A 20,817-nucleotide genomic window follows, 5' to 3' on the forward strand; every position below is an offset into this window, starting at 1 on the left:
TCCACGAAAGCGACAAGATGAACAAACAGGCAGGCCGACGCGATATCGCACGCACGATTTCACTTCTGTGGCGCCGTACCGAGGCGCCTTCCGGACGGCGAGGACCGAAACCCGCCCTGTCAACGGACACGGTCGTCGACGCCGCAATCGAAGTCGCCGACGCCAACCCCACGACACCGTTGTCGATGCGCATGCTCGGCGAGCATCTCGGACGCACCGCAATGTCGCTGTACACGTATGTCCCAGGAAAGGACGAGTTGCTCGACCTGATGTACGACAGGGTTCATGCCGAACTACCTACGATCGAAGGCACCGGCAACTGGCGCATTTCGCTGTCCAACTGGGCTGCCACACTCTTCGCCCTACACACACGCCATCCGTGGACATTGGACGTCTCGTTGGCGCGCCCCGTCCTGGGTCCGCGCGAGCAAGCCGGACTCGAATCACTCCTGTCCATCCTCTACTCCACAGGTCTCGATTCTCCGACCATTCGCAGATCGGTGAGCATGCTTTTCCATTTCATCCGAGGATCCGCGCGGACCCTGGCCGAGATCCGGAGCGCATCGACGATTGGAGAATCCGAGTCACATTGGTGGGCACAGTCTTCTGCTGCACTGACCGCTGCTGCACCAGACTTCGCAGACCGCTTCCCCCACACGATGCAGTTGGGTCGGGAGGCCCCGCCAACACTCGGCGGCGACTTCTATCTCGAACGAGAAGCCGAGGAGTCGTTTACTCAGGGCCTCCAAATCCTCCTCGACGGGATCGAATCGCAGATTCGAAAACACTCTTGACTCGAACTGGTGTTCGAGTATTGTTTAGGGTGGGGATCGGGGGATTCAATGAGTGTCTATCTGTCGGACGTGGTTTCGGGTTCTGCGGTGGGGTTACGCGGACGTCTGTGGAGGTTGTCGGCTTCTGAGTTGCGGGCTGCTGCAGTCGAGGCGAGCGCGGAGATTCTGCGCCTGGAAGCCGTTCGGGTGGCGGTGGTGGACGAGTTGTCGTTGCGCCCGGATGATCAGGTGATCGCGAGCCGCGGGGTCGGTGCGTGGTTGGCGTCGAACACGATGCTGCAGGTTCGGGATGGGAAGAAGATCGCCGCCCTCGGTGCTGCGCTGCGGCCGTTTCCGGCGGTGGCGGCTCGGTTTGATGTCGGGGATTGCTCGTTCGAGCACGCCGTGTTGATCGTGGCGTTCTGCGAGTCACCACCGAAGGGAATGCCGGACGAAGCGCTACCGAAGTGCATCGACTTGTTGTTGGCTGCAGCGTCGGGTGTGGAGGCCACGACGACGAAGGTGCGGAACGTCATCGCGACGTTGGAGCGAATCTTCGAATCCGATGAAATTCCACCCGCCGAAGATATCGACCGCAACGAGTTGAGGATCGCCTCGACGTTGAACGGTCGGGTGGTGGTGCGTGGGGATTTCGATGCCCTCACCGGCGAAATGCTGCTGTCGGCGTTGTCGAATCTGACGATGCCGACCCCGGCACCGGACGGAACGCCGGATGCTCGGTCGGCGGCGAAGCGGACCGCGGACGGGTTCACCGAACTGATCCGTCGGTATCTGGACTGCGCCAAGACCGGTATGGATGGTGGGCAGCGTCCGCACGTGAACGTGCACATCAATGCCCGGGATCTCGCCGAGCACCGCGACTGCGCAGCATCTGCCGCTGCCGCTGATGCCGACGAAGGCACACTCGATCTAGATCTGTCGGATCTCGATGTCGGGCACATGCCCTGGCTCGGACCACTCTCGGTATCGCAGACCAGGCTCCTCGGGTGCGACTGCTTCCTGTCCACTGTCCTACTCGACGATCACGGAGCGCCGCTCGATGCGAAACCCGGGAAACGATTGGTCACCGCCGAACAACGCGTCGCCCTGATCGCGAGAGACAAAGGCTGCGCGTTCCCCGGCTGTACGTGTGTGCCGGCATGGACGGATGCGCACCACATCCGGCACTGGGCCAACGGCGGCCCGACGGTGATGAACAACCTGGTCCTGCTGTGCCGTTCACATCACCGGCTGATGCACCGAAAATCCGGGTTCGTCGGAAAATGGGAAATCCGGATCGGCATCGACAACAAACCCTGGTTCATCCCACCGCCCTCGATCGACCCGCAGCGGCACCCGCGGCCGGCGAACACCACCTTCAAAACCTGAGGACGAACCTCAGGCACAACAGAACACGGCCGAGCACCGCATCAAAGAAGACCTCGATGCGGTGCCGAAAGCCGTGGATTCCGTCAGACCGCCTGCGGAACCATGGTTCCTCGCGGGAATCGCTCCCGAATCTCGGCCGGGGTGACAACCCTCGGGTCGAGGGGTTGCTCGTCGCGCAGGTGGCGCTCCAACACCTTGCCGGTCATCGGCGCAATGACTTTCAGAGCTGTGGTCATATTTTTCGGCGAACTACCCACTCGTACCGCAGCTCGCACCGCGGGCGCAATCGCCTTGTCCAACAACGCGGGTTGATCGAACCCACCCATCGTTCGCATCCAGCCGGGCAATGTCGCGATAGTTGCCGGCGCGACGAGTCGGCTGAATGTCGCGAACTTCGTCTTCCCCTGCGCTCTTGGTGTTCTCAGCAAGTAGTGCATCGCGCGGTTGGCACGCTCGGAGGTACACAATCTGGGCCTGACTTCAGCGAAGTACTCCCGTACCTCATCTCGCGATTGCGGAACGTCGGACGCTTTGCATGTCTGCAGTTCGGCAGCGATCACGCATTCTTCCCAGTACCGCTGCTCTTCGACGGCGGAGAGAGGGCCCGGCCCGTACATCTCGTAGCACTTGAGCACCGAATGCCAACCGGTCACGTGGATCCACAGTTGTGACGCCGGATTGTTTGCACTGTAACGAGTTCCGGTGATCGGTTCGATACCCGTGGCCTGAGCATGAACCGTCATGAGATGGTCGGACAACGCCAGTGCCGTCCGCCCGTCGGCAGTGGCGACGGTGAGGAAGTACGCCAAGGTTCGGTCGAGTCGCCCGGCCGGATCGCTGTAGATCCCGCTCATATCTGCCACTGCGGCAGCAAGAAAGGGGTCGAAGTGCTCGAGCACCACTGATCGCTGGAAACCGATCAGTGCTGTCGGCGCCGCCCATATCTTCCAGCTAGGTGATCCTGGGCCGAAGAAACCGTAATCCTCACGCGGTCGATTCATCGCCAGTTCAGACATTTCATTCCTCCCCGTTCGTTTCGCCGACACCGTTCAATTCGCCGGCACCGTTCATTTCGTAGGCACCAGACAAAGCGACTACCTGCTGCCAGACGTACTCGAATCGCTCGGCCGCAAACGCTGGGCGGCGAATAGATGCGAGAGCCAACCGTTGCTGATCGTCACTGGCGCTGGGTTTTCCGTACAACTCCACCGCTGCAGCACTGAAGTCGCGGACCAGGACATCGAAGATCTGATCCACCACTCCACCGTTCCGCTGCCCCTCGTCCAATCCCAAGATCTCAGCTTGTTCGAGGATCAACTGGCCGTAAACGACGAGGGTGAAGAGTTCGGTGATCGCCAGGCCGAAGTCCAAGTCGACCTGCTGCGCCGCATCCGGGGCTGCTTCGGCAAGGAGGGTCACGAGCGCTTCTGCCTGCACGACGAACAACGCGACGTTGGGAACATCCACGAACTTCGCGTACACCGCTCGCCAGTCGTCGAATCGAACCTTCGACAACCCCCGTGCCGGGCCCTGGCGGAACAGGAATTCGTCGTCGGCTGCGTCATTGCGCGTCGGAACCGCCGGAAATGACTCAGGGGCAAAGAGATACGCCGGCATGAACTTTGCAATGAGCGCGAGGTTGACTGCGACGGTGCCTTCCAGCTTGGGCAACCCGTCGACATCCATCTTGGCCACCGCGAGGTAGCTGTCCTTCTCGAAGCCCTTTGCCGCAGCGATGTCGGAAAGCAGTCCGATCACCTTCTGTGCTTCGGTTGTCACCTTCATCTTGGTGACGGGGTTGAACAAGAGGTAGCGGCGGTCCTCGGGCGATGCGGTGCGGAAGTAGTCCACCGCGCGATCCGAGAAGAGCCTCATCGCCAGCAGGCGCGCGTACGCGTCGACGAATTCACGTCGTACGTGCGGGAAAGCCGTGACGGGATTGCCGAACAAGATTCGATTGTGCGCGTGGGTGATCGTCTCGTACAAGGCATGCGTCGACATACCGATTCCGCCGAAGCAGAGATTGAATTTTCCGATGTTCACGGTGTTGAGTGCGGCACTGAATGCCGCCTCACCGGTATGCAGAATATCTTCTGCTGCAACGGGATAGTCGGTGAGTGAGAACTCCGCTACGTACATCTGCGCCGGAACGATGTTCTTCACCACGGTGAATGCCGGATGCTCCGAGTCGGCGTAGAAGAAGACGTACTGATCGGCACCCTCCACTCCGTCGACACGACCGAAGACGGAGACCGTGTTGGCGCAGTTGCCATTTCCGATGTAGTACTTCGAACCGCTGGCCAGGTACCCGCCGCTGCCGTTGGGCGTCAACACCATGTCGGTGGAGTAGACGTCGGCGCCATGCTCTTTCTCGGACAATCCGAATGCTGCAACGCCTCCGGAAGCCAAAGCGGAAGCTGCTCGCGCCCTTGCAGTCTCGTTGTCGCTCTGCCACACCGGCCCGAGCCCGAGAATGGTCACCTGCCACGGGTACCAGTAGTTGAGTCCGTAGAAACCGAGAATCTCGGACAACGCGGCGATACGGCTGGTATCCCAGCGCTTGTCGGAGTCACCGCTACTGTCGCGGGCGGGCGTCAGGAAAGTCGCGAACAGGCCTTCCTTTGCCGCGAAGTCGAGGAAGTCGGAGTAGAAGATCTTGTCGTGATAGTCGGCCAGAAGTCGATTCTTTCCACGCGCCTCGAACCAGTCGACGGTCGCACCCAGCAGTCTCCGCGTGGTCGCGTCGAATTCCGGCCGATCGTATGTAGAGGGATGGAGCAACAGATCATTCGGCACTGAAGAGGTAGGCGCTGTCATCGCGGTTGTTCTCCTAGAGATCTCGGCAGAGGCGCCTCACTGACCGCCTCTTCGAATACAACGCCACCGTAACAATTGCAGACCTCGAATACAACGGTTGCGTATGATTCACGAGGAAGTGGCAGGCAGATTAGGGTGGGAGCGGAGGTGAGGCACACGATGACCAGGTCACAAGCTGACGCAACGGATACACCGCGACGCAAATACGCCCCTCGTATGGCGCCCGAGCAACGACGCGAACAGCTCCTCGACGCAGCATTCGAGGTCACCGGCCGTGTTGGCCTGCACAACCTCAGCATGGAATCAGTTGCCGCCGAAGCCGGCGTCGGCAAGCCCGTCCTCTACACGATTTTCGATACCAGGACCGATCTCGTCGCCGCACTCCTGCGCCGCGAGCACGAGCGAGCCATCGCTCAGGTGCTTGAAACCATGCCGACTGATCTGAGCGAGCTCGGCCCAGCGGCGTCGTACACCGGGACCGTCGGAGCCTTCGTCGACGCCGTACTCGAGAACCCGACGCGCTGGCGCCTGATTCTGACGTCTGTCGAGAACGCCCCCAGCGAGTATCACGGCTTGTTGAAGCTCTCTCGCGGAGCTGTTTTCGCCCGCGCCGAAGAACTGGCCCGTGCCGGGATTGCACTCGAACCGAAGCTCGAAGGCCTTGATCCGGTTCTCCTCGCACACACCATGATGTCGTTTGCCGAAATGCTTGGACGGTTGGCGGTCAGCGACCCCGAAACCTATACCCGAGAACGGCTTTCCAGCTTCGCCGTGGCTCTCGCACAGTCGGTAGGCCGTTAGACAGAGACCCGAAACCTGTCGGTCGGATCTGCTTCAATACACGCATGACATCACCATCGATCGAACCGCTGCAGCTCTTCGAAACGTCTCCCGGAAACTGGTCGCTGATGCTCACCGACCAGCACTTCGGCAAGGTTGCAGCGGTATTCGAGCAGGTAGAGGGCTTCGAAGGTTCCGGCTACGACTGGGCTTCGGTGGCCCATGCAGTGGTGGGTCGGGATGCACCGCATCTGGAAGGTCGATTCGGCACCGATCCCGAAGCCGGCATGTTCGTTGCGTACGGCGGCGACAGCGAAGCTCTCGGTGAACTCGGAGCGCTTCTCGCCAAAGCGTATTCGAATGCTGACTACCTCGGCGGCCTGGTCGCGATCTCCGAACTCGACTGATACCCACCAGCAAAACGACACCGGCCCCGCACCTAGGTGCGGGGCCGGTACCGAACGAAAGATCTAGCCGACCAACAGCTCGGCAATCTGAATGGTGTTGAGCGCGGCACCCTTACGCAGGTTGTCACCCGAAACGAAGAGCGCGAGTCCGCGGCCCTCCGGGACACCCGGATCCTGACGGATACGACCGACCAGCGACGCGTTGCCACCGGCAGCGGCCAGCGGCGTCGGAACCTCGACCAGCTCGACGCCCGGAGCGTCGGCGAGGATTTCCTTGGCGCGAGCAACCGAGAGCGGGTTGGCGAACTCTGCGTTGATCGCGAGCGAGTGCCCGGTCACGACGGGAACGCGCACGCATGTGCCCGAAACCAGCAGATCAGGAAGTCCGAGGATCTTGCGGCTCTCGTTGCGGAGCTTCTGATCCTCGTCGGTCTCGCCGCTTCCGTCGTCGACCAGCGAACCGGCCAACGGCAGAACGTTGAACGCGATGGGGGCGACGTAGTTGTTCGGGGCCGGGAAGTCGACGGCACTGCCGTCGTGAACCAGCTTCTCGGCGTCACCGACAACGGCGCGCACCTGGCCGAGGAGTTCCTCGACGCCGGCGATGCCGCTACCGGACACAGCCTGGTAGCTGGAGACGATCAGACGCTGCAGACCGGCTTCGTCGTGCAGAACCTTGAGTACCGGCATCGCTGCCATGGTGGTGCAGTTGGGGTTCGCGATGATGCCCTTGACCAGGTTCTTCGTGTCCTGCGGGTTGACCTCGCTGACCACGAGGGGAACCTCGGGATCCTTACGCCATGCCGAAGAGTTGTCGACAACCGTTGCTCCGGCAGCAGCGAAGCGCGGAGCCTGGGCGCGCGAGAGCGTCGCACCGGCGGAGAAGAGGGCGATGTCGATGCCCTTCAGGTCCTCATCCGATGTGGCGGCCGCATCCTCGACGATGATCTCTTCGCCGCGGAAGGGCAGCTTCTTACCGGCGGAGCGTGCCGATGCGAAGAACCGCACCTTGTCCGCGGGGAAGTTCCGCTCTTCGAGCAAAGTGCGCATGACGATGCCGACCTGACCGGTCGCACCGACAACAGCGATAGTCGTCATGAGAAATTACCGTCCCGTTCCAGCGTGTACTACTGCTTCTTCTTCGCCACCGAGCCCAAAAGCGTCGTGGATGACACGTACAGCGTCGTCCAATTCGGTGTCCTTGACCAGCACTGAGATGCGAATCTCAGAGGTCGAGATGAGGTCGATGTTGATGTCTGCCTTGGCCAGCGCCTCGCAGAACGTGGCGGTGACGCCCGGGTGGCTCCGCATTCCGGCGCCGACCAGGGAAACCTTGCCGATGTGGTCGTCGAACAAGATCTGCGTGAAGCCGATGTCTTCCTGGCGCTTGGTCAGGATCTCGACGGCGCGGGGGCCGTCGGCCGTCGGAAGAGTGAAGGTGATGTCCGTCTTGTTGGTCTCCACCTTGGAGATGTTCTGCAGCACCATGTCGATGTTGATCTCGGCATCGGAAACTGCGCGGAACACCTTGGCAGCGTGTCCCGGTGTGTCCGGCAATCCGACAACGGTGATCTTGGCTTCGCCGCGATCGTGCGCGACTCCGGTGATCAGGGCCTCTTCCACAGGAATGTCCTCCATCGATCCGGACACGATTGTTCCGGGCTTGGTGGTGTATGACGAACGGACGTGCACAGGCACGTTGTAACGACGGGCGTACTCGACGCACCGGAGCATGAGCACCTTGGCGCCACACGCTGCGAGTTCGAGCATTTCCTCGAAGGAAACCGTCTCGAGGCGGTGAGCGTCGGGGACGATACGCGGATCGGCGGAGAAAACGCCGTCGACGTCGGTGTAGATCTCGCAGACGTCAGCGTTAAGTGCAGCTGCCAACGCCACGGCAGTGGTGTCGGAGCCACCGCGTCCGAGCGTCGTGATGTCCTTGCTGTCCTGGCTGACGCCTTGGAATCCGGCGACCAGAACGATCGAGCCTTCGTCGAGGGCGGTGCGAACACGGCCCGGCGTGACGTCGATGATCTTGGCGTTTCCGTGGCTGCCGGTCGTGATGACTCCGGCTTGTGAGCCCGAGAACGAACGAGCTTCGGCGCCGAGGGAGTGAATTGCCATCGCTACCAAGGAGTTGGAGATGCGCTCACCCGAGGTCAGCAGCATGTCCATTTCACGGGCCGGCGGGGAAGGGCACACCTGCTGAGCCAGGTCGAGCAGCTCATCGGTGGTATCGCCCATCGCTGACACCACGACGACGACATCATTGCCGGCCTTCTTGGTCTCGACGATCCGTTCAGCGACTCGTCGGATGCGCTCGGCGGTTGCCACCGAGGATCCGCCGTACTTCTGGACGACGAGAGCCACGCGTTTCTACCTCCAGGTCGAAATTGTTTACAGATACCAGAGGTCGAGCTTACCGAGGTGGTCCTGGGACTTCCCGATGCGTACTGCTGTTCGCCTCAGATCCGCGCGGGATCAGTTGCGAGATCCGCGCTCGCATCAACGTCGCAGAACGCGAACCACCGGCAACGTAACCGACCACCGCGACGGCAACTCCGCAGGCGAGAAGCACGCGGATACTGCTGACCAGGGAAACTGCCAGCGCGTCGTACACCGCCACAGCCGCCTCGGACGACGGTATGTCTGAATTCTGTAAATAGACCCGGCGCACGACGGCCAGCGCCACCAGCAGGGCGATCATCGCCACCGCCGTCGCCAGCCCGACCAGGGACAGCGCGCGCATTCGCCCCGGTGCAACTGCGACGGCCGCAATCGCGCAGGCCACCGAAGCCCACGGCAGCCAGGCCGCTGCTCGGTCGAGAGTGTCCGAGAAGTTCTGAGCCCGCACCAACTCGTCGGATTGCACGATCTCGAACTGAGGATCGAAGGTCGGGAGGCGATCGACCACGGTGAATCCGCGATCGCGGAGGTTCGTCCGCAGTTCCGTCATGATCGGTTCGAGGGAGAGGGTGACCGTTCCGCTGTCGTCGGCGCGAACGATGCCGTCGGTGGCTCGGCCGGTCACCATCGCGGCAAGTTGCGCGTGAGCCTGTCGGTTGGCCGCGGTCCAGAGCGTCGCGAACTGATCGCTCGAGACCAACGCCTGAGCGGCCTCGCGAACGAGTCTCTCGGCTTGTCTCGTCACCACCTGCGGAAATCTGTCCAACCGCTGCGTCAATTCCTCGGTCAGCCGGTCGACGACCGCCGATTGGACAGCGGGGTCGGCAGCCAACGGGGCAACCGTCTCGACGTAGCTGTCGGTGTCGTTCACCTGGGTGTGGACGAACAGCGCGAGCACCGAGCCGGCAGAACCGAGACCAGCGAGAACGATCAGCAGTGAACAGACGATCCAGCGGATCGAGCGCATCACGTGTGCTTGGCGCGCGCCGGTCGAATCTTCGCGGTGATGTGGTGAATGCGGTGATCGTCAGCGGGTATCCGGAAGGTCTCGGTAACCCGAACGGTCATCAGGTTCCGCCCGAACAACCCGGCGTCAAGGAGGTAGTCAGCCGTCAGGTCGTCCCCGTCGACCGTCCACTCCACCTCACGAATGTCGCGGATCACGCGATACTGAGGACCTCCGGAAAGGCTGCGCCGCAAATGATTCCCCGAAAACCCGGTCTTCAACCCGACCTCGTGACGTACCGCGTCCGGAGCCAGCGGTACGGAACTGCCATCGTGGCTGCGGAGCGCGTCGAGGTACGTGCTCGCCACGGCGATTCGGGGATCCATGGACGACAGTCCACCATTTTCGGGGCCGAAACGGCAGCACAATTCGGCGACAAATTGGACATGAGGGCGAACCCCACCGATTTCTCCCGAAATCCAGGAGTAGAGTGCTCTGCATGCAGCGCGCACTCCTTCTTGGTTGCCGCGACGGGGTCTGATCCAGACTGGCCTCCCGCCGCGGGGTTTTTGTGCGCCGGTCGACCAAGCCTTCCGGACTCATGGTCTTGACCAACAGGTCAACAGGCCGGGTCCACAATCCTGGAGATCACACCCATGTCCCCCGCTGACGCATTCACCACCGGCACTCGCACCATCACCCCGCCCACGAAGCCGGCACCTTCCGACCAGCCTGCGTGGAACACGCAGAAGAACTCGTCGATGCCGACGTTCCGCTACCGCCCGTTCGCCGAAGAGGTCGAGACGGTCACGCTGCCCGACCGCACCTGGCCGGACAAGATCATCGACCGAGCACCGCAGTGGTGTGCCGTTGACCTGCGCGACGGCAACCAGGCACTGATCGATCCGATGAGCCCGGCACGCAAGCGTCGTATGTTCGATCTCCTGGTTCGTATGGGCTACAAGGAGATCGAGGTCGGCTTTCCGTCCGCGAGCCAGACGGACTTCGATTTCGTTCGCGAGATCATCGAAGACGGCGCGATCCCGTCCGACGTCACCATCCAGGTGCTGACGCAGTCGCGTCCCGAACTGATCAAGCGAACCTTCGAGGCGTGTGAAGGTGCCGAGAACGCGATCGTGCACTTCTACAACTCCACCTCGATCCTGCAGCGCCGCGTCGTGTTCCGCGCCGACAAGGACACGATCAAGAAGATCGCCACCGACGCCGCCGAACTGGTCCTGGCCGAGTCGAAGAAGTACCCGGACACCAACTGGCGCTGGGAGTACTCGCCCGAGTCCTACACCGGTACCGAGCTCGAGTACGCCAAGGAAGTATGTGACGCCGTCACCGAAACCCTGGGTGCGACGCCTGCCAACCCGGTCATTCTGAACCTGCCCGCCACCGTCGAGATGGCTACACCCAACGTGTACGCCGACTCCATCGAGTGGATGCACCGCAACCTGGCTCGCCGCGATTCGGTCATCCTGTCGCTGCACCCCCACAACGACCGCGGCACCGGCGTCGCTGCAGCCGAACTGGGCTACCAGGCCGGCGCAGACCGCATCGAAGGCTGCCTGTTCGGCAACGGCGAGCGCACCGGCAACGTCTGCCTGGTGACCCTCGCCCTGAACATGTTCACGCGCGGCGTCGACCCGCAGATCGATTTCTCGAACATCGACGAGATCCGTCGCACGGTCGAGTACTGCAACCAGCTGCCCGTCCACGAGCGTCATCCGTACGGCGGCGACCTGGTCTACACCGCGTTCTCCGGCAGCCACCAGGATGCGATCAACAAGGGCCTCGACGCCATGAAGGTCGACGCCGACAGCCAGGACTCCGACGTCGACGACATTCTCTGGCAGGTCCCCTACCTGCCGATCGACCCGAAGGACGTCGGCCGCAGCTACGAGGCAGTCATCCGCGTGAACTCGCAGTCCGGCAAGGGCGGCGTCGCGTACATCATGAAGGCCGATCACGGTCTGGTGCTGCCGCGTCGTCTGCAGGTCGAGTTCTCGCAGTCGGTCCAGAAGATCACCGACGGCGAGGGCGGCGAGGTCTCGCCGAAGGAAATGTGGGACGTATTCCACGAGGAGTACCTCGCTCCCATCACCCCGCTCGAGCGCATGAAGCAGAAGGTCACCGCGTCCGAGGAAGACGGCGGCACCGACGCGATCACCGCGATCGTCAAGGTGAACGGCAAGGAGCAGGAGATCTCGGGTACCGGTAACGGCCCGCTCGCTGCCTTCGTCGACGCGCTGGGAAGCATCAACTTCGACGTCCGTGTCCTCGACTACTCCGAGCACGCGATGTCCGCCGGTGACGACGCCCAGGCCGCGGCCTACGTCGAGTGCGCCGTGACCGGCCCGGACGGTCAGAGCACCGTCGTCTGGGGTGTGGGTATCGCCACGTCGATCACGACAGCTTCGCTGCGTGCCGTGGTCTCGGCAGTGAACCGCGCCAGCTGACACTCAACGCCTGATAAACCCTGCTTCTGAACAAACCCTGGTCTCACCCGATTTTCGGGTGAGACCAGGGTCGTTTTCAGGGCGCTGAAGACTATCGCTTCATGATTTCGATTCCACATGACATTGGTCCCGAAAGAGTCGGTTAGCGAAGTTAACAAAAAGAATTCACCCATCGAGGATGATGCAGACGCCACGTGCGCGTGAGATAGTCAGCTCAGACAAATCCGACTTGTGAAATGGAGCTCGACAATGGATTCCTTTTGGGACTTCCTCTGGCTGATCATCATCAGCTTCGCGTTCATCGCGTACCTGATCCTGCTCTTCTCGATCATCACCGACCTGTTCCGCGATCACAAGACCTCCGGATGGGTGAAGGCAATCTGGATCGTCTTCTTGTTCTTCATTCCGCTGCTCACCTCGCTCGTCTACCTGATCGTTCGCAGCGACGGAATGGCACAGCGGTCCCTCGAGGCTGCGCAGCAGGTCAAGAACGCACAGGACAGCTACATCCGTGAGGTTGCCGGAAAGTCCCCGGCCGAATCCATCGCAGATGCAAAGGCCCTTCTCGACGCCGGAACCATCAGCGAAGAAGAATTCGCAGCACTGAAGGCCAAGGCTCTCGCCTGATACCGGCCCTCACTAAGCGGCCCTCACTAATCCGTGAGGATTGCACTACCGAAGCGGGAGCGACACTAATCGTGTCGCTCCCGTTTTGTGTTCATTCACCAACAGCCGTTCATTCACCAACGGCCCTCCATCACCAACGGCCCTTCATTCACCAACAGCACGCGCGACGTCGCGAAAAGCGTCGAGAACCACTCCGACAGCCGGACTGCGGTTGGCATGTAACCGAGTTGCCAATTCATAAACGCGGGCAGCGCGCACTCCCGCCACCGGTTTCCTCGACACTCCGGGATGCGTGATGGCGTAACGCGGCATCAAAGCCACGCCGTGACCGGCCGCCACCAGTTCTTCGATGACGCGGAAATCGTTTATCCGATGAGCGACGCGAGGCTGGACGCCGGTCACGGACGCAACCGACAACAGAACGTCGTCGACCGGAAACCCGCCGCGCACGCTGATCCAGTTCTCGTCGGCCAATTGCTCCAACCGAACCGAATCCTGCTCGGCGAGTGGATGATCAGGCCGCAGCACCAGATCGATCGGTTCACGCATCAGCGGTTGAACGCTGACCCGGGGAAACGACGTCTCGGCTCCGCGTTCGTCACGGTGAGTGAGGATCACGTCGTGATCGGCCAACAGCCCAGGGACGGCCGACGCCGGTTTGTCGACATCGTAGGCGTCGATGTCCACGTCCGAGTTCTTCAGCGCCGTCAGGACACCGGGCAGCAGGAGAGCCGCGCCGGAAGGAAAGAACGCGACTCGCACCTTGCCGCGCGGCGAGCCTCGGTACGACGCCATCTCGTCCGCTGCCCGGTCGAGAGCCGCCACCACGTCGTCGGCGCGAAGTACCAGCGCTCGACCCGCGTCGGTGAGGCGCAGCGTGCGCCCGTCCGGTTCGAGGAGCGAGACCCCCGCTTCTCGTCCGAGGATCTTGAGTTGTTGCGAGACCGCTGACGGCGTCATCGACAGAGCGAGAGCAGTGGCACCGACAGTTCCTCGATCGGCGAGCTCGCGGAGGATTCGCAAACGTGTGGCGTCCATCTAGTGACCAGCTTCTTTGTAGCGCCCTGCATCCATGTAGCAAAACTACATGGATAGTGCATCTATATTCGCTTGTTCTGATGCTTTGTACGGCTCACGATTAACGTCATGACTCCCCGCGACCGTCTCCTCGGCCTGACCGTGATCGTCTTGTGGGGTCTGAACTTCCTGGCCATTCGTGTCGGCCTGGATCATTTCCCACCGTTCTTCTTCGCTGCGCTGCGGTTCCTGATCATCGCGGTTCCGGTGGTCATCTTCGTGCCGCGTCCGCAGGTACCGCTCCGTTGGCTGCTGCTCTACGGATTCGGTTTCGGATTCGGCCAGTTCGTCTTCCTCTTCTGGGCGATGCACTCGGGGATGCCGACGGGTCTTGCATCACTGGTTCTGCAGTCGTCAGCGCCGTTCACCGTCGTACTCGGCGCGTTTCTGCTCCGCGAGAAGCTCAGCGTCTGGCAGGTCTCCGGGATCGCCGTTGCCGTTGCCGGGATGTCCTTGATCGGCTGGGACCGTTCACACCACGCGGCACTGCTGCCCGTCATCCTGACGCTCCTCGGTGGTCTGTCCTGGGCGTTCGGTAATCTCGGCAGCCGTTTGGCCGCGGCGAACACCGTCGGCGAGCCCGCACCGATGCGCTTGATGTTGTGGATGTGCGTCATCCCGCCGTTGCCGATGCTCGCCCTGTCCGCGGTGGTCGAAGGCCCCACTGTCGGCTGGCACGCACTCGGCACCGCGTTCAGCGCCGACGCCTGGCCGTCACTGGTCGGGTTGGCCTACATCATTCTGCTCGGCACCATCGCCGGATCCGGGCTCTGGACGATGCTCATGGGACGCTATCCCGCCGGCATGGTGGCTCCGCTCTCCTTGCTGGTGCCGGTTGTGGGTATCGGCGCGTCCTGGTTGTTCCTGCACGAGGATCCGAGCCCGTTGTCACTGGTCGGGGCAGTCATCGTGATTGCCGGAGCGAGTGCCGCGCAGATGAGGCGCAAACCCGCCGGCACTGTTTTCTCGGACACACCTGCAGCCTCACCACCGGCGCGACTCGGCGTCTGACGACGCCCTGTGCCAAACTCGGGCCGTGGGAACTGGACTATCGATCACAGCGCGCGGAAAGCTCGCCATGCGAGCTGCCGCAGCAGCATCTTGGGCATCGCAGAAGGCCGGGCGCGGCAAGGGTTCGATGATCGGCGGGTTGATCGCCCTCAAGATCGACCCGACGCTCATGACTCAACTCGGACGCGGCAAGCGCACCGTCGTGGTCACAGGCACCAACGGCAAGTCGACGACCACGCGTATGACCGCCGCAGCGCTCGCGACGCTCGGTGACGTCGCCACGCAGGCCGACGGCGCCAACATGGATGCCGGGATCGTGGCCGCTCTGGCCGCGCGTACGGACGCGACGCTGGCAGCACTCGAGGTCGACGAACTACACGTCCCCCACGTTGCCGACGCCGTGAACCCGGAAGTGATCGTGCTGCTGAATCTCAGCCGCGATCAGCTCGACCGGGTCGGCGAGATCAACATGATCGAGCGGAAGCTCCGCGCGTGCGTCAATGCTCATCCGAACGCGGTGATCGTCGCCAACTGCGACGACGTACTGGTCACCTCCGTGGCATACGACGCCACCAACGTCGTGTGGGTTGCTGCCGGCGGCGGCTGGGCCGGCGATTCCGTCAGCTGCCCGCGGACCGGCGAACCCATCGTGTGGGAGGGAAAGCACTGGCGCAGTACCGGTTCCGACTTCGCACGGCCCGAGCCGACCTGGTGGCTCGACGACGACAATCTTTACGGCCCCGACGGCCTGAAGATTCCGATGACATTGACTCTCCCCGGAAAAGCCAACCGCGGTAACGCCGCTCAGGCCGTAGCGGCAGCGGCGGCTTTGGGCGCAGATCCGGTCGGGGCAGTTGCCGCCGCGTCGACGGTCCAGGAAGTCGCCGGCCGGTACAGCACCGTCGAGGTCGGACCGCACTCCGTTCACATGCTGCTCGCGAAGAATCCGGCCGGTTGGCAGGAAGCACTGTCGATGATCGATCCCACGGTGGACGGCCTGGTCATCGCGGTGAACGGTCAGGTGCCGGACGGCGAGGACCTCTCCTGGCTGTGGGACGTGAAGTTCGAACACTTCGAAGGCGTCAAGGTAGTGGCCGCCGGCGAACGCGGAACCGATCTCGCCGTTCGTCTCACGTACGCAGGCGTCGAGCACACCCTCGATCCGGATCCGTTGCGTGCCATCGCTTCCTGCCCTCCCGGACGTGTGGAGGTACTGGCGAACTACACGGCCTTCCGTGATCTCAACACCGCCATCGCGAAGGAGTCTCGCAATGTCTGACTCGACAATTCGCATCGGTCTGGTACTCCCCGACGTCATGGGCACCTACGGAGACGGCGGCAATGCCCTGATCCTGCGTCAGCGCCTGCGGATGCGCGGCTACGACGCCGAGATCGTGGACATCACCTTGAGCGATCCCGTCCCGGATTCACTCGATGTGTACACGTTGGGTGGCGCCGAGGATTCCGCTCAGCGACTCGCGACACGTCACCTCGCGAAATACCCTGGCCTGCAACGCGCCGCCGAGCGCGGTGCACCGGTTCTGGCGATCTGCGCTGCCATTCAAGTGCTCGGCAACTGGTACGAAACCTCCAGTGGCGAACGCGTCGAAGGTGTCTCGATGCTCGACGTCACGACCTCTCCGCAGGAGAAGCGTTCCATCGGCGAGGTCATCACGAAACCGTTGATCGACGGGCTCACCGCTCCTCTCTCGGGTTTCGAGAATCACCGCGGCGGAACAACTCTGGGCAGCTCAGCCTCTGGGTTCGCGCGAGTCACCCACGGCGTCGGAAACGGCGTCGGTGACGGATTCGAAGGCGTCGTGCAGGGTTCGGTGATCGGGACGTACATGCACGGACCCGCTTTGGCGCGTAACCCGGAACTCGCGGACCTCCTGCTCATGCGGGCCTTGGGCGTCGACGAGCTCGAACCCCTGCACCTGCCCGAGGTCGACAAGCTCCGCAAGGAGCGACTCGCAATTCGCTGAGCCCATGTCGTCCGTTCGGACGACTGTTGGTGGGCCGCGGCACCTCGTAGCCTCGTTCCATGCGTCTTCGGGTGGCGATCTGTATTGCGGCGACTGCGATCATTGCCGTCGGGTGTTCGACGCAGGGCGGCGGTGGAACCCAGGAAGTGGGTGGAACCCAGGAAGTAGGCGGGGCCCAGCAGGCAACTGTCGCTGCTGATCCGGCTGCAGAAGCAACGGCGCCTACCGTCATCGTGCTGGACGCCTCGGGGTCGATGAAGCAGGACGACGCTCCCGGTCCTCGGATCGATGCCGCCAAGAACGCGATTCACACTCTTGTCAGTGGTCTTCCAGACGATGCTGCGCTCGGTCTGATCGCGTACGGCACCGCCACAGGTAGCAGCGACGCCGAGAAGGACGCGGGTTGCCGCGACATCAAGACCGTCGTGCCACTCGGTCCACTTGATCGACACGCATTCGCAGCGGGAATCGACGGGCTGTCCGCGTCGGGATACACGCCGATCATGTCTGCACTTCAGCAGGCGGCCGCCGCGCTCCCCGCCGATGGTGAGCGCACGATCATCCTCGTCTCTGACGGGGAGGACACCTGCTCAACCGAACCTCCGTGCGAGTCCACCGAAGCGATACCTCACGATCCTGACCTGACCATCCACACCATCGGATTCAAGCTCGACGCCGCTGCGTCCGGCCAGCTGAAGTGCATCGCCGACGCCACCGGGGGCATGGCGATCGACGCCGCCAACGCGGCCCAACTCACCGCACGCCTTGCGGTCGCCTCGAACCCCGAGTCCGCGCGGGAGCGACTCTCCACCAGCGGCTTCCGCAACCTTCGTATCGGGATGACTGAGAGCGAGGCGCGAGAGGTTGCCGGCGACCTGGCACCGGTGTCGAAGACCGGAACGGTAGTCCTCGAATGGCAGGACTGCGAATTGACCTTCACCGACGGCGTTCTCGTCGAAATTGCGCCCCGGACCGGCGCTGCCACACTGGACGGACTGACCGTCGGCCAGAAGATGCAGCGCGCCGCCGAACTGTACGGCCCCTTCACTGCCACAACCAATTCCGACGGCGAATCGGTTGCGGTCTTTCCGGCCGACTCCGAAGCAGGAACCGGGTATCGCATCACCTTCACACCCGAAGGCAAGAAAGCGGATGAGGGAACTATCACCCGCATAGTCCTCTGCCGGTGTTTGCCCGCAACTGCGGGGTCATCGGCGGGCGGTACACCCACCGAGATCGTGAATCTTGTTGCCGTCGACAGTTCAGGCGAACCCAAACCCGGTTGGAGTGTCAAGACACCGGTCATGAAGATCAGCGAGTGCTACGCAGCATCGCAATCGGCAGTCACGCCGGGAGTCATCACCTGCGGAAGCACCGCAGACGGGGCGGACGCGTGTTGGGTCGGCCCGGAGCCCGATTCGATTCTCTGCCTGCAATTTCCCTGGGGAACAGAACTGATCACCGCTCGGGGTGTGGACGGCGTCGAGGCATATCCGCGGCCCGCCGACCCGAGTCCCTTCGGGCTCGAACTCGAGAACGGCCTTCTCTGCCGCGTCCGGTACGGCGGTTCGTGGCCTTCTCCCGAATCCGACCCCCGTCTGGCGGGCGCCTACTCCTGCCGAGGGCAGGGGACGGATACACCCATCGTATGGGCCGAAAGCACCTATCCGATCGATCGTTCCGAAGATCGGTGGACCGTGCTGGTCGGACCGTCGAAGGGACCGCTGGAAACCGTCGCCGTCACCAAGGCGATATTCCTTGCCGCCGAATGAGCGCTCAGACGGTTTCCGATTTACCCTCGGTCAGAATCAGTTCCACGGCCAACAGCGCGGCGCAAGCCAGTCCCGCGACAAGTTCGGGCACCGCGGTGTAGGTGCCGCCGAGCACGACGACTATCGCTACCGAGAACGGTGCGAGGGTGCGTACCGAGGAGTCGTGCAGTCGAATGTGGATGAACCACAACGCTGCAAGGATGACCGCGACCGGAATGGTGACCGCAGCACCCGTCACCAGCGCGCTGCCGTCACCGTGGTGAGTCCAGAAGTCGACACGCGAAGCCAACCCCGCACCGATGGCGGCAGCGGCGGCGAAGATGAAGTAGTGACCGAACCCCCAGACAAAGGGTGAGACGTTGTCACCGCCGATCACTTCGCCTGCATTGCGTTGGAAGTAGAGCCACCACAGGCTGAAGACAATCAGAATACCGCCGATCACGACGTAGGTGACCTGCGCTGCCGGATGCTCACCGTCCACGGCGTCCTGAATCGCAATGGTGGTCGAGAGGATCGTCTCGCCCAGAACGATGATGAAGAACAACGAGTACCGCTCTGCGATGTGATGCGGGTGCCACGGTGTCATGCCCGGCTTCTCCGACCAGATCGGTACCGCGAATTCGCACAGAACCAACACCAGGAACGTCGGGACGTAAATGGCGGACGGCACGAAGTAGAAACCGATCCAACCGAGCTGGACCAAGACGATCCCGAGAGCGTATCGACGAGCCGTGAGCGCATGTTCGGGGTCGTTCCGCGACACCCTGAGCCATTGGATGACCAGGGCTATTCGCATGATGACGTAGCCGACGATAATGAGCAGGGCGTCGTCGTTGAAGAAGCGGACGATGCCGGCTGCAAGGACCAGCGATCCGAGGATCTGGAAGATGGTCAGCAGCCGGGCGATTCCGTCGTCGTTGTCGTACGCCGAGGTGAACCACGTGAAGTTCAGCCACGTCCACCAGATCGCGAAGAACGCCATCGCGAAGTGTCCGACGCCCGAAGCTGCGTGCCCTTCGCTGATCGCGTGGTGCAGACCGGTCGCCGCTTGAGCGACCGCCACGACGAAGCAGAGGTCGGTGAGCAGCTCGAGCGGCGTCGCCACCCGATGCGGCTCGTGCGGATCCCGCGGAACCAACGGCCTGATGAACGAACTGGTGCGATTCACGAAGGGCAGAGTAGCGCGACGATTGCCGACGCGCTGCCCGTCACTGGAACCTGTCGTCTCAGATATTCACGCCGACGCGCCGATCTGGGCTCGGATCTCCAACTGATCGGCGAGTTCGGCGCCTATCGCCCCCGCGCTCCCCAAGGTGAAGGCGATCTGCCGTCCCCACAGGAAGTAGCGGTGAATCGGGTAGTCGACATCCGCGCCGATTCCGCCGTGCATGTGCTGGGTCGCGTGGACCACGCGCAGGCCACCGCGCGACGCCCACCATTTGGCGACCAGCGCAGCTGCTTCCGCTTCACTCTCGACTCCGCTGTCCATCAGCCAGGCAGCACGGTGCGTGGTCAACCTTGTGCTCTCGGTGTCGAGGTACGCGTCGGCGGCCCGGACGGCAACTGCCTGGTTGGTCGAGAGGGGACGACCGAATTGCACTCGCTCGGAGGTGTATTTCGCCGTCATCGCCAGCGCTTCCTCGCAAACGCCGGTGGCCAGGGCCGCCAGCGCCACCCGTGCTCGCCGCAACGTCCAGTCTCGAACCACCGCGCCGTCGGCGGGAAGTGCGTCAGCTGTAGTAACCGCAACCCCCTCGAACTGCACAGCGCTGTTGTTCTCGCGGTTCGTCACCTGAAGCGGTGTACGCACCAGCGCGTCCCGGTCCGTCGGCACGATCATGACGGTGACACTGCCGTCCGGCATCGTCACCGGAAGCACCAGTGCGGCAGCGAACTCGGCCGCCGGGACCGAGTCGACACGTCCGGACAGTACCCAGCCGTCCGCGGCGGGCTCGGCGCGAACCGCCGTCTCGGCGTTGTAGCCGGTGTCGAAGGCACCGGTGACGATCACCGAGCCGTCGAGCAGTCCCGGAAGCCACGACGCTTTCTGCTCCGTGCTGCCGAACTCGGCAATCGGTAGCGCCGCCGTTGCAACTACCGACCACAACGGAACCTGAGCAACGCGTCGGCCCTGTTGTTCGAGAACGGCGGCGAGCCCGAGCATTCCGAGTCCCGCTCCCCCGACCTCCTCTGGCAGAGCAATCCCCAGGACGTCGGAGTCGGCGAGGAGCTTCCACAGTTCGGCGTCGAAACCGCCGGCGCCCTCCACTTCCCGCAGTCGGTCCACTCCGGACTTCGCCGAGAAGATCGATTCACTCAGATCCCGCACGGCGGAAAGATTGTCGTCGAATTCGAATTCCAT

19 protein-coding genes are annotated in these 20,817 nt (G+C 62.8%); 10 read left to right on the plus strand and 9 right to left on the minus strand.

What is annotated here, in order from left to right; all coding sequences use genetic code 11:
• Positions 1 to 17 precede the first annotated feature (17 nt).
• Entirely contained in the window at positions 18 to 794 is a 777-nt protein-coding gene (locus ABWI03_RS22285) for a TetR/AcrR family transcriptional regulator (protein WP_298776331.1), read from the plus strand.
• 48 nt (positions 795 to 842) lie between these two features.
• Complete coding sequence (locus tag ABWI03_RS22290) at positions 843 to 2,162, plus strand: HNH endonuclease signature motif containing protein (RefSeq protein WP_298776334.1); 1,320 nt, start codon at positions 843 to 845, stop codon at positions 2,160 to 2,162.
• A gap of 83 nt (positions 2,163 to 2,245) precedes the next feature.
• On the opposite strand, the gene ABWI03_RS22295 is transcribed toward ABWI03_RS22290, so the two are convergent.
• Both ABWI03_RS22295 and ABWI03_RS22300 read right to left on the minus strand, forming a co-directional pair.
• Positions 2,246 to 3,178: an oxygenase MpaB family protein gene (locus ABWI03_RS22295; RefSeq protein ID WP_298776336.1), complete on the minus strand. Its 933-nt coding sequence runs from the start codon at positions 3,176 to 3,178 to the stop codon at positions 2,246 to 2,248.
• A gap of 1 nt (position 3,179) precedes the next feature.
• A complete protein-coding gene (locus tag ABWI03_RS22300; protein WP_298776338.1) occupies positions 3,180 to 4,979 on the minus strand; it encodes an acyl-CoA dehydrogenase family protein in 1,800 nt (599 codons plus the stop codon).
• 159 nt (positions 4,980 to 5,138) lie between these two features.
• Here ABWI03_RS22300 and ABWI03_RS22305 point away from each other — a divergent pair, with 159 nt between their 5' ends.
• Together ABWI03_RS22305 and ABWI03_RS22310 are read left to right on the plus strand one after the other, a co-directional pair.
• Positions 5,139 to 5,780: a TetR/AcrR family transcriptional regulator gene (locus ABWI03_RS22305; RefSeq protein ID WP_020905924.1), complete on the plus strand. Its 642-nt coding sequence runs from the start codon at positions 5,139 to 5,141 to the stop codon at positions 5,778 to 5,780.
• Between the two features lie 44 nt (positions 5,781 to 5,824).
• Positions 5,825 to 6,166, plus strand: a complete 342-nt coding sequence (locus tag ABWI03_RS22310) for an Imm51 family immunity protein (RefSeq protein WP_298776341.1) — start codon at positions 5,825 to 5,827, stop codon at positions 6,164 to 6,166.
• A 63-nt stretch (positions 6,167 to 6,229) separates the two neighbouring features.
• On the opposite strand, the gene ABWI03_RS22315 is transcribed toward ABWI03_RS22310, so the two are convergent.
• From ABWI03_RS22315 to ABWI03_RS22330, 4 genes are read right to left on the minus strand one after another with little or no spacing between them, the layout of a single operon-like run.
• Entirely contained in the window at positions 6,230 to 7,264 is a 1,035-nt protein-coding gene (locus tag ABWI03_RS22315; RefSeq protein ID WP_042447794.1) for an aspartate-semialdehyde dehydrogenase, read from the minus strand.
• Between the two features lie 6 nt (positions 7,265 to 7,270).
• Positions 7,271 to 8,536 carry an aspartate kinase gene (locus ABWI03_RS22320; RefSeq protein ID WP_003943494.1) on the minus strand — a complete coding sequence of 422 codons (1,266 nt, stop codon included), beginning with the start codon at positions 8,534 to 8,536 and terminating at the stop codon, positions 7,271 to 7,273.
• A 49-nt stretch (positions 8,537 to 8,585) separates the two neighbouring features.
• Entirely contained in the window at positions 8,586 to 9,539 is a 954-nt protein-coding gene (locus ABWI03_RS22325) for a hypothetical protein (RefSeq protein WP_298776346.1), read from the minus strand.
• Positions 9,539 to 9,904 (minus strand): DUF8021 domain-containing protein, encoded by a 366-nt coding sequence (locus tag ABWI03_RS22330; protein ID WP_003943492.1) that lies wholly within the window; start codon positions 9,902 to 9,904, stop codon positions 9,539 to 9,541. The genes ABWI03_RS22325 and ABWI03_RS22330 overlap by 1 nt, the downstream gene beginning before the upstream one ends.
• A gap of 270 nt (positions 9,905 to 10,174) precedes the next feature.
• Here ABWI03_RS22330 and leuA point away from each other — a divergent pair, with 270 nt between their 5' ends.
• Both leuA and ABWI03_RS22340 read left to right on the plus strand, forming a co-directional pair.
• Positions 10,175 to 11,983 (plus strand): 2-isopropylmalate synthase, encoded by a 1,809-nt coding sequence (gene leuA / locus ABWI03_RS22335; protein ID WP_095969630.1) that lies wholly within the window; start codon positions 10,175 to 10,177, stop codon positions 11,981 to 11,983.
• A 249-nt stretch (positions 11,984 to 12,232) separates the two neighbouring features.
• Positions 12,233 to 12,610, plus strand: a complete 378-nt coding sequence (locus ABWI03_RS22340; RefSeq protein ID WP_003943489.1) for a PLDc N-terminal domain-containing protein — start codon at positions 12,233 to 12,235, stop codon at positions 12,608 to 12,610.
• A gap of 144 nt (positions 12,611 to 12,754) precedes the next feature.
• Here ABWI03_RS22340 and ABWI03_RS22345 read toward each other — a convergent pair whose 3' ends face one another.
• The gene (locus ABWI03_RS22345; RefSeq protein ID WP_162114058.1) at positions 12,755 to 13,648 is read right to left on the minus strand and encodes a LysR family transcriptional regulator; all 894 of its coding nucleotides are present in this window, start codon (positions 13,646 to 13,648) and stop codon (positions 12,755 to 12,757) included.
• Positions 13,649 to 13,756: 108 nt separating this feature from the next.
• Here ABWI03_RS22345 and ABWI03_RS22350 point away from each other — a divergent pair, with 108 nt between their 5' ends.
• From ABWI03_RS22350 to ABWI03_RS22365, 4 genes are read left to right on the plus strand one after another with little or no spacing between them, the layout of a single operon-like run.
• Entirely contained in the window at positions 13,757 to 14,698 is a 942-nt protein-coding gene (locus ABWI03_RS22350) for an EamA family transporter (RefSeq protein ID WP_298776362.1), read from the plus strand.
• Positions 14,699 to 14,723: 25 nt separating this feature from the next.
• On the plus strand, positions 14,724 to 15,977 hold the full coding sequence (locus tag ABWI03_RS22355; RefSeq protein WP_003943457.1) for a Mur ligase family protein: 1,254 nt from the start codon (positions 14,724 to 14,726) through the stop codon (positions 15,975 to 15,977).
• Entirely contained in the window at positions 15,970 to 16,683 is a 714-nt protein-coding gene (locus ABWI03_RS22360) for a type 1 glutamine amidotransferase (protein ID WP_095969627.1), read from the plus strand. Before ABWI03_RS22355 ends, ABWI03_RS22360 begins: the two co-directional genes overlap by 8 nt.
• A gap of 59 nt (positions 16,684 to 16,742) precedes the next feature.
• A complete protein-coding gene (locus ABWI03_RS22365; RefSeq protein ID WP_298776365.1) occupies positions 16,743 to 18,455 on the plus strand; it encodes a vWA domain-containing protein in 1,713 nt (570 codons plus the stop codon).
• Positions 18,456 to 18,459: 4 nt separating this feature from the next.
• Here the strand turns inward: ABWI03_RS22365 and ABWI03_RS22370 are convergent, their stop codons facing one another.
• Positions 18,460 to 19,623 carry a low temperature requirement protein A gene (locus ABWI03_RS22370; protein ID WP_298776367.1) on the minus strand — a complete coding sequence of 388 codons (1,164 nt, stop codon included), beginning with the start codon at positions 19,621 to 19,623 and terminating at the stop codon, positions 18,460 to 18,462.
• A gap of 66 nt (positions 19,624 to 19,689) precedes the next feature.
• Positions 19,690 to 20,817: an acyl-CoA dehydrogenase family protein gene (locus ABWI03_RS22375; protein WP_296553418.1), complete on the minus strand. Its 1,128-nt coding sequence runs from the start codon at positions 20,815 to 20,817 to the stop codon at positions 19,690 to 19,692.

Origin of the sequence: Rhodococcus baikonurensis, from assembly GCF_040489275.1 — a bacterium.
Classification (GTDB): Bacteria; Actinomycetota; Actinomycetes; order Mycobacteriales; family Mycobacteriaceae; genus Rhodococcus_F; species Rhodococcus_F baikonurensis.

Excerpts from the sequence above, each read along its gene's own strand:
- ABWI03_RS22300 (WP_298776338.1), bottom strand. The coding sequence starts at position 4,979 with ATGACAGCGCCTACCTCTTCAGTGCCGAATGATCTGTTGCTCCATCCC.
- ABWI03_RS22285 (WP_298776331.1), top strand. The coding sequence starts at position 18 with ATGAACAAACAGGCAGGCCGACGCGATATCGCACGCACGATTTCACTT.
- ABWI03_RS22325 (WP_298776346.1), bottom strand. The coding sequence starts at position 9,539 with ATGCGCTCGATCCGCTGGATCGTCTGTTCACTGCTGATCGTTCTCGCT.
- ABWI03_RS22290 (WP_298776334.1), top strand. The coding sequence starts at position 843 with ATGAGTGTCTATCTGTCGGACGTGGTTTCGGGTTCTGCGGTGGGGTTA.
- ABWI03_RS22360 (WP_095969627.1), top strand. The coding sequence starts at position 15,970 with ATGTCTGACTCGACAATTCGCATCGGTCTGGTACTCCCCGACGTCATG.
- leuA (WP_095969630.1), top strand. The coding sequence starts at position 10,175 with ATGTCCCCCGCTGACGCATTCACCACCGGCACTCGCACCATCACCCCG.
- ABWI03_RS22350 (WP_298776362.1), top strand. The coding sequence starts at position 13,757 with ATGACTCCCCGCGACCGTCTCCTCGGCCTGACCGTGATCGTCTTGTGG.
- ABWI03_RS22295 (WP_298776336.1), bottom strand. The coding sequence starts at position 3,178 with ATGTCTGAACTGGCGATGAATCGACCGCGTGAGGATTACGGTTTCTTC.
- ABWI03_RS22345 (WP_162114058.1), bottom strand. The coding sequence starts at position 13,648 with ATGGACGCCACACGTTTGCGAATCCTCCGCGAGCTCGCCGATCGAGGA.
- ABWI03_RS22310 (WP_298776341.1), top strand. The coding sequence starts at position 5,825 with ATGACATCACCATCGATCGAACCGCTGCAGCTCTTCGAAACGTCTCCC.
- ABWI03_RS22340 (WP_003943489.1), top strand. The coding sequence starts at position 12,233 with ATGGATTCCTTTTGGGACTTCCTCTGGCTGATCATCATCAGCTTCGCG.
- ABWI03_RS22375 (WP_296553418.1), bottom strand. The coding sequence starts at position 20,817 with ATGGAATTCGAATTCGACGACAATCTTTCCGCCGTGCGGGATCTGAGT.
- ABWI03_RS22330 (WP_003943492.1), bottom strand. The coding sequence starts at position 9,904 with ATGGATCCCCGAATCGCCGTGGCGAGCACGTACCTCGACGCGCTCCGC.
- ABWI03_RS22315 (WP_042447794.1), bottom strand. The coding sequence starts at position 7,264 with ATGACGACTATCGCTGTTGTCGGTGCGACCGGTCAGGTCGGCATCGTC.
- ABWI03_RS22305 (WP_020905924.1), top strand. The coding sequence starts at position 5,139 with ATGACCAGGTCACAAGCTGACGCAACGGATACACCGCGACGCAAATAC.
- ABWI03_RS22365 (WP_298776365.1), top strand. The coding sequence starts at position 16,743 with ATGCGTCTTCGGGTGGCGATCTGTATTGCGGCGACTGCGATCATTGCC.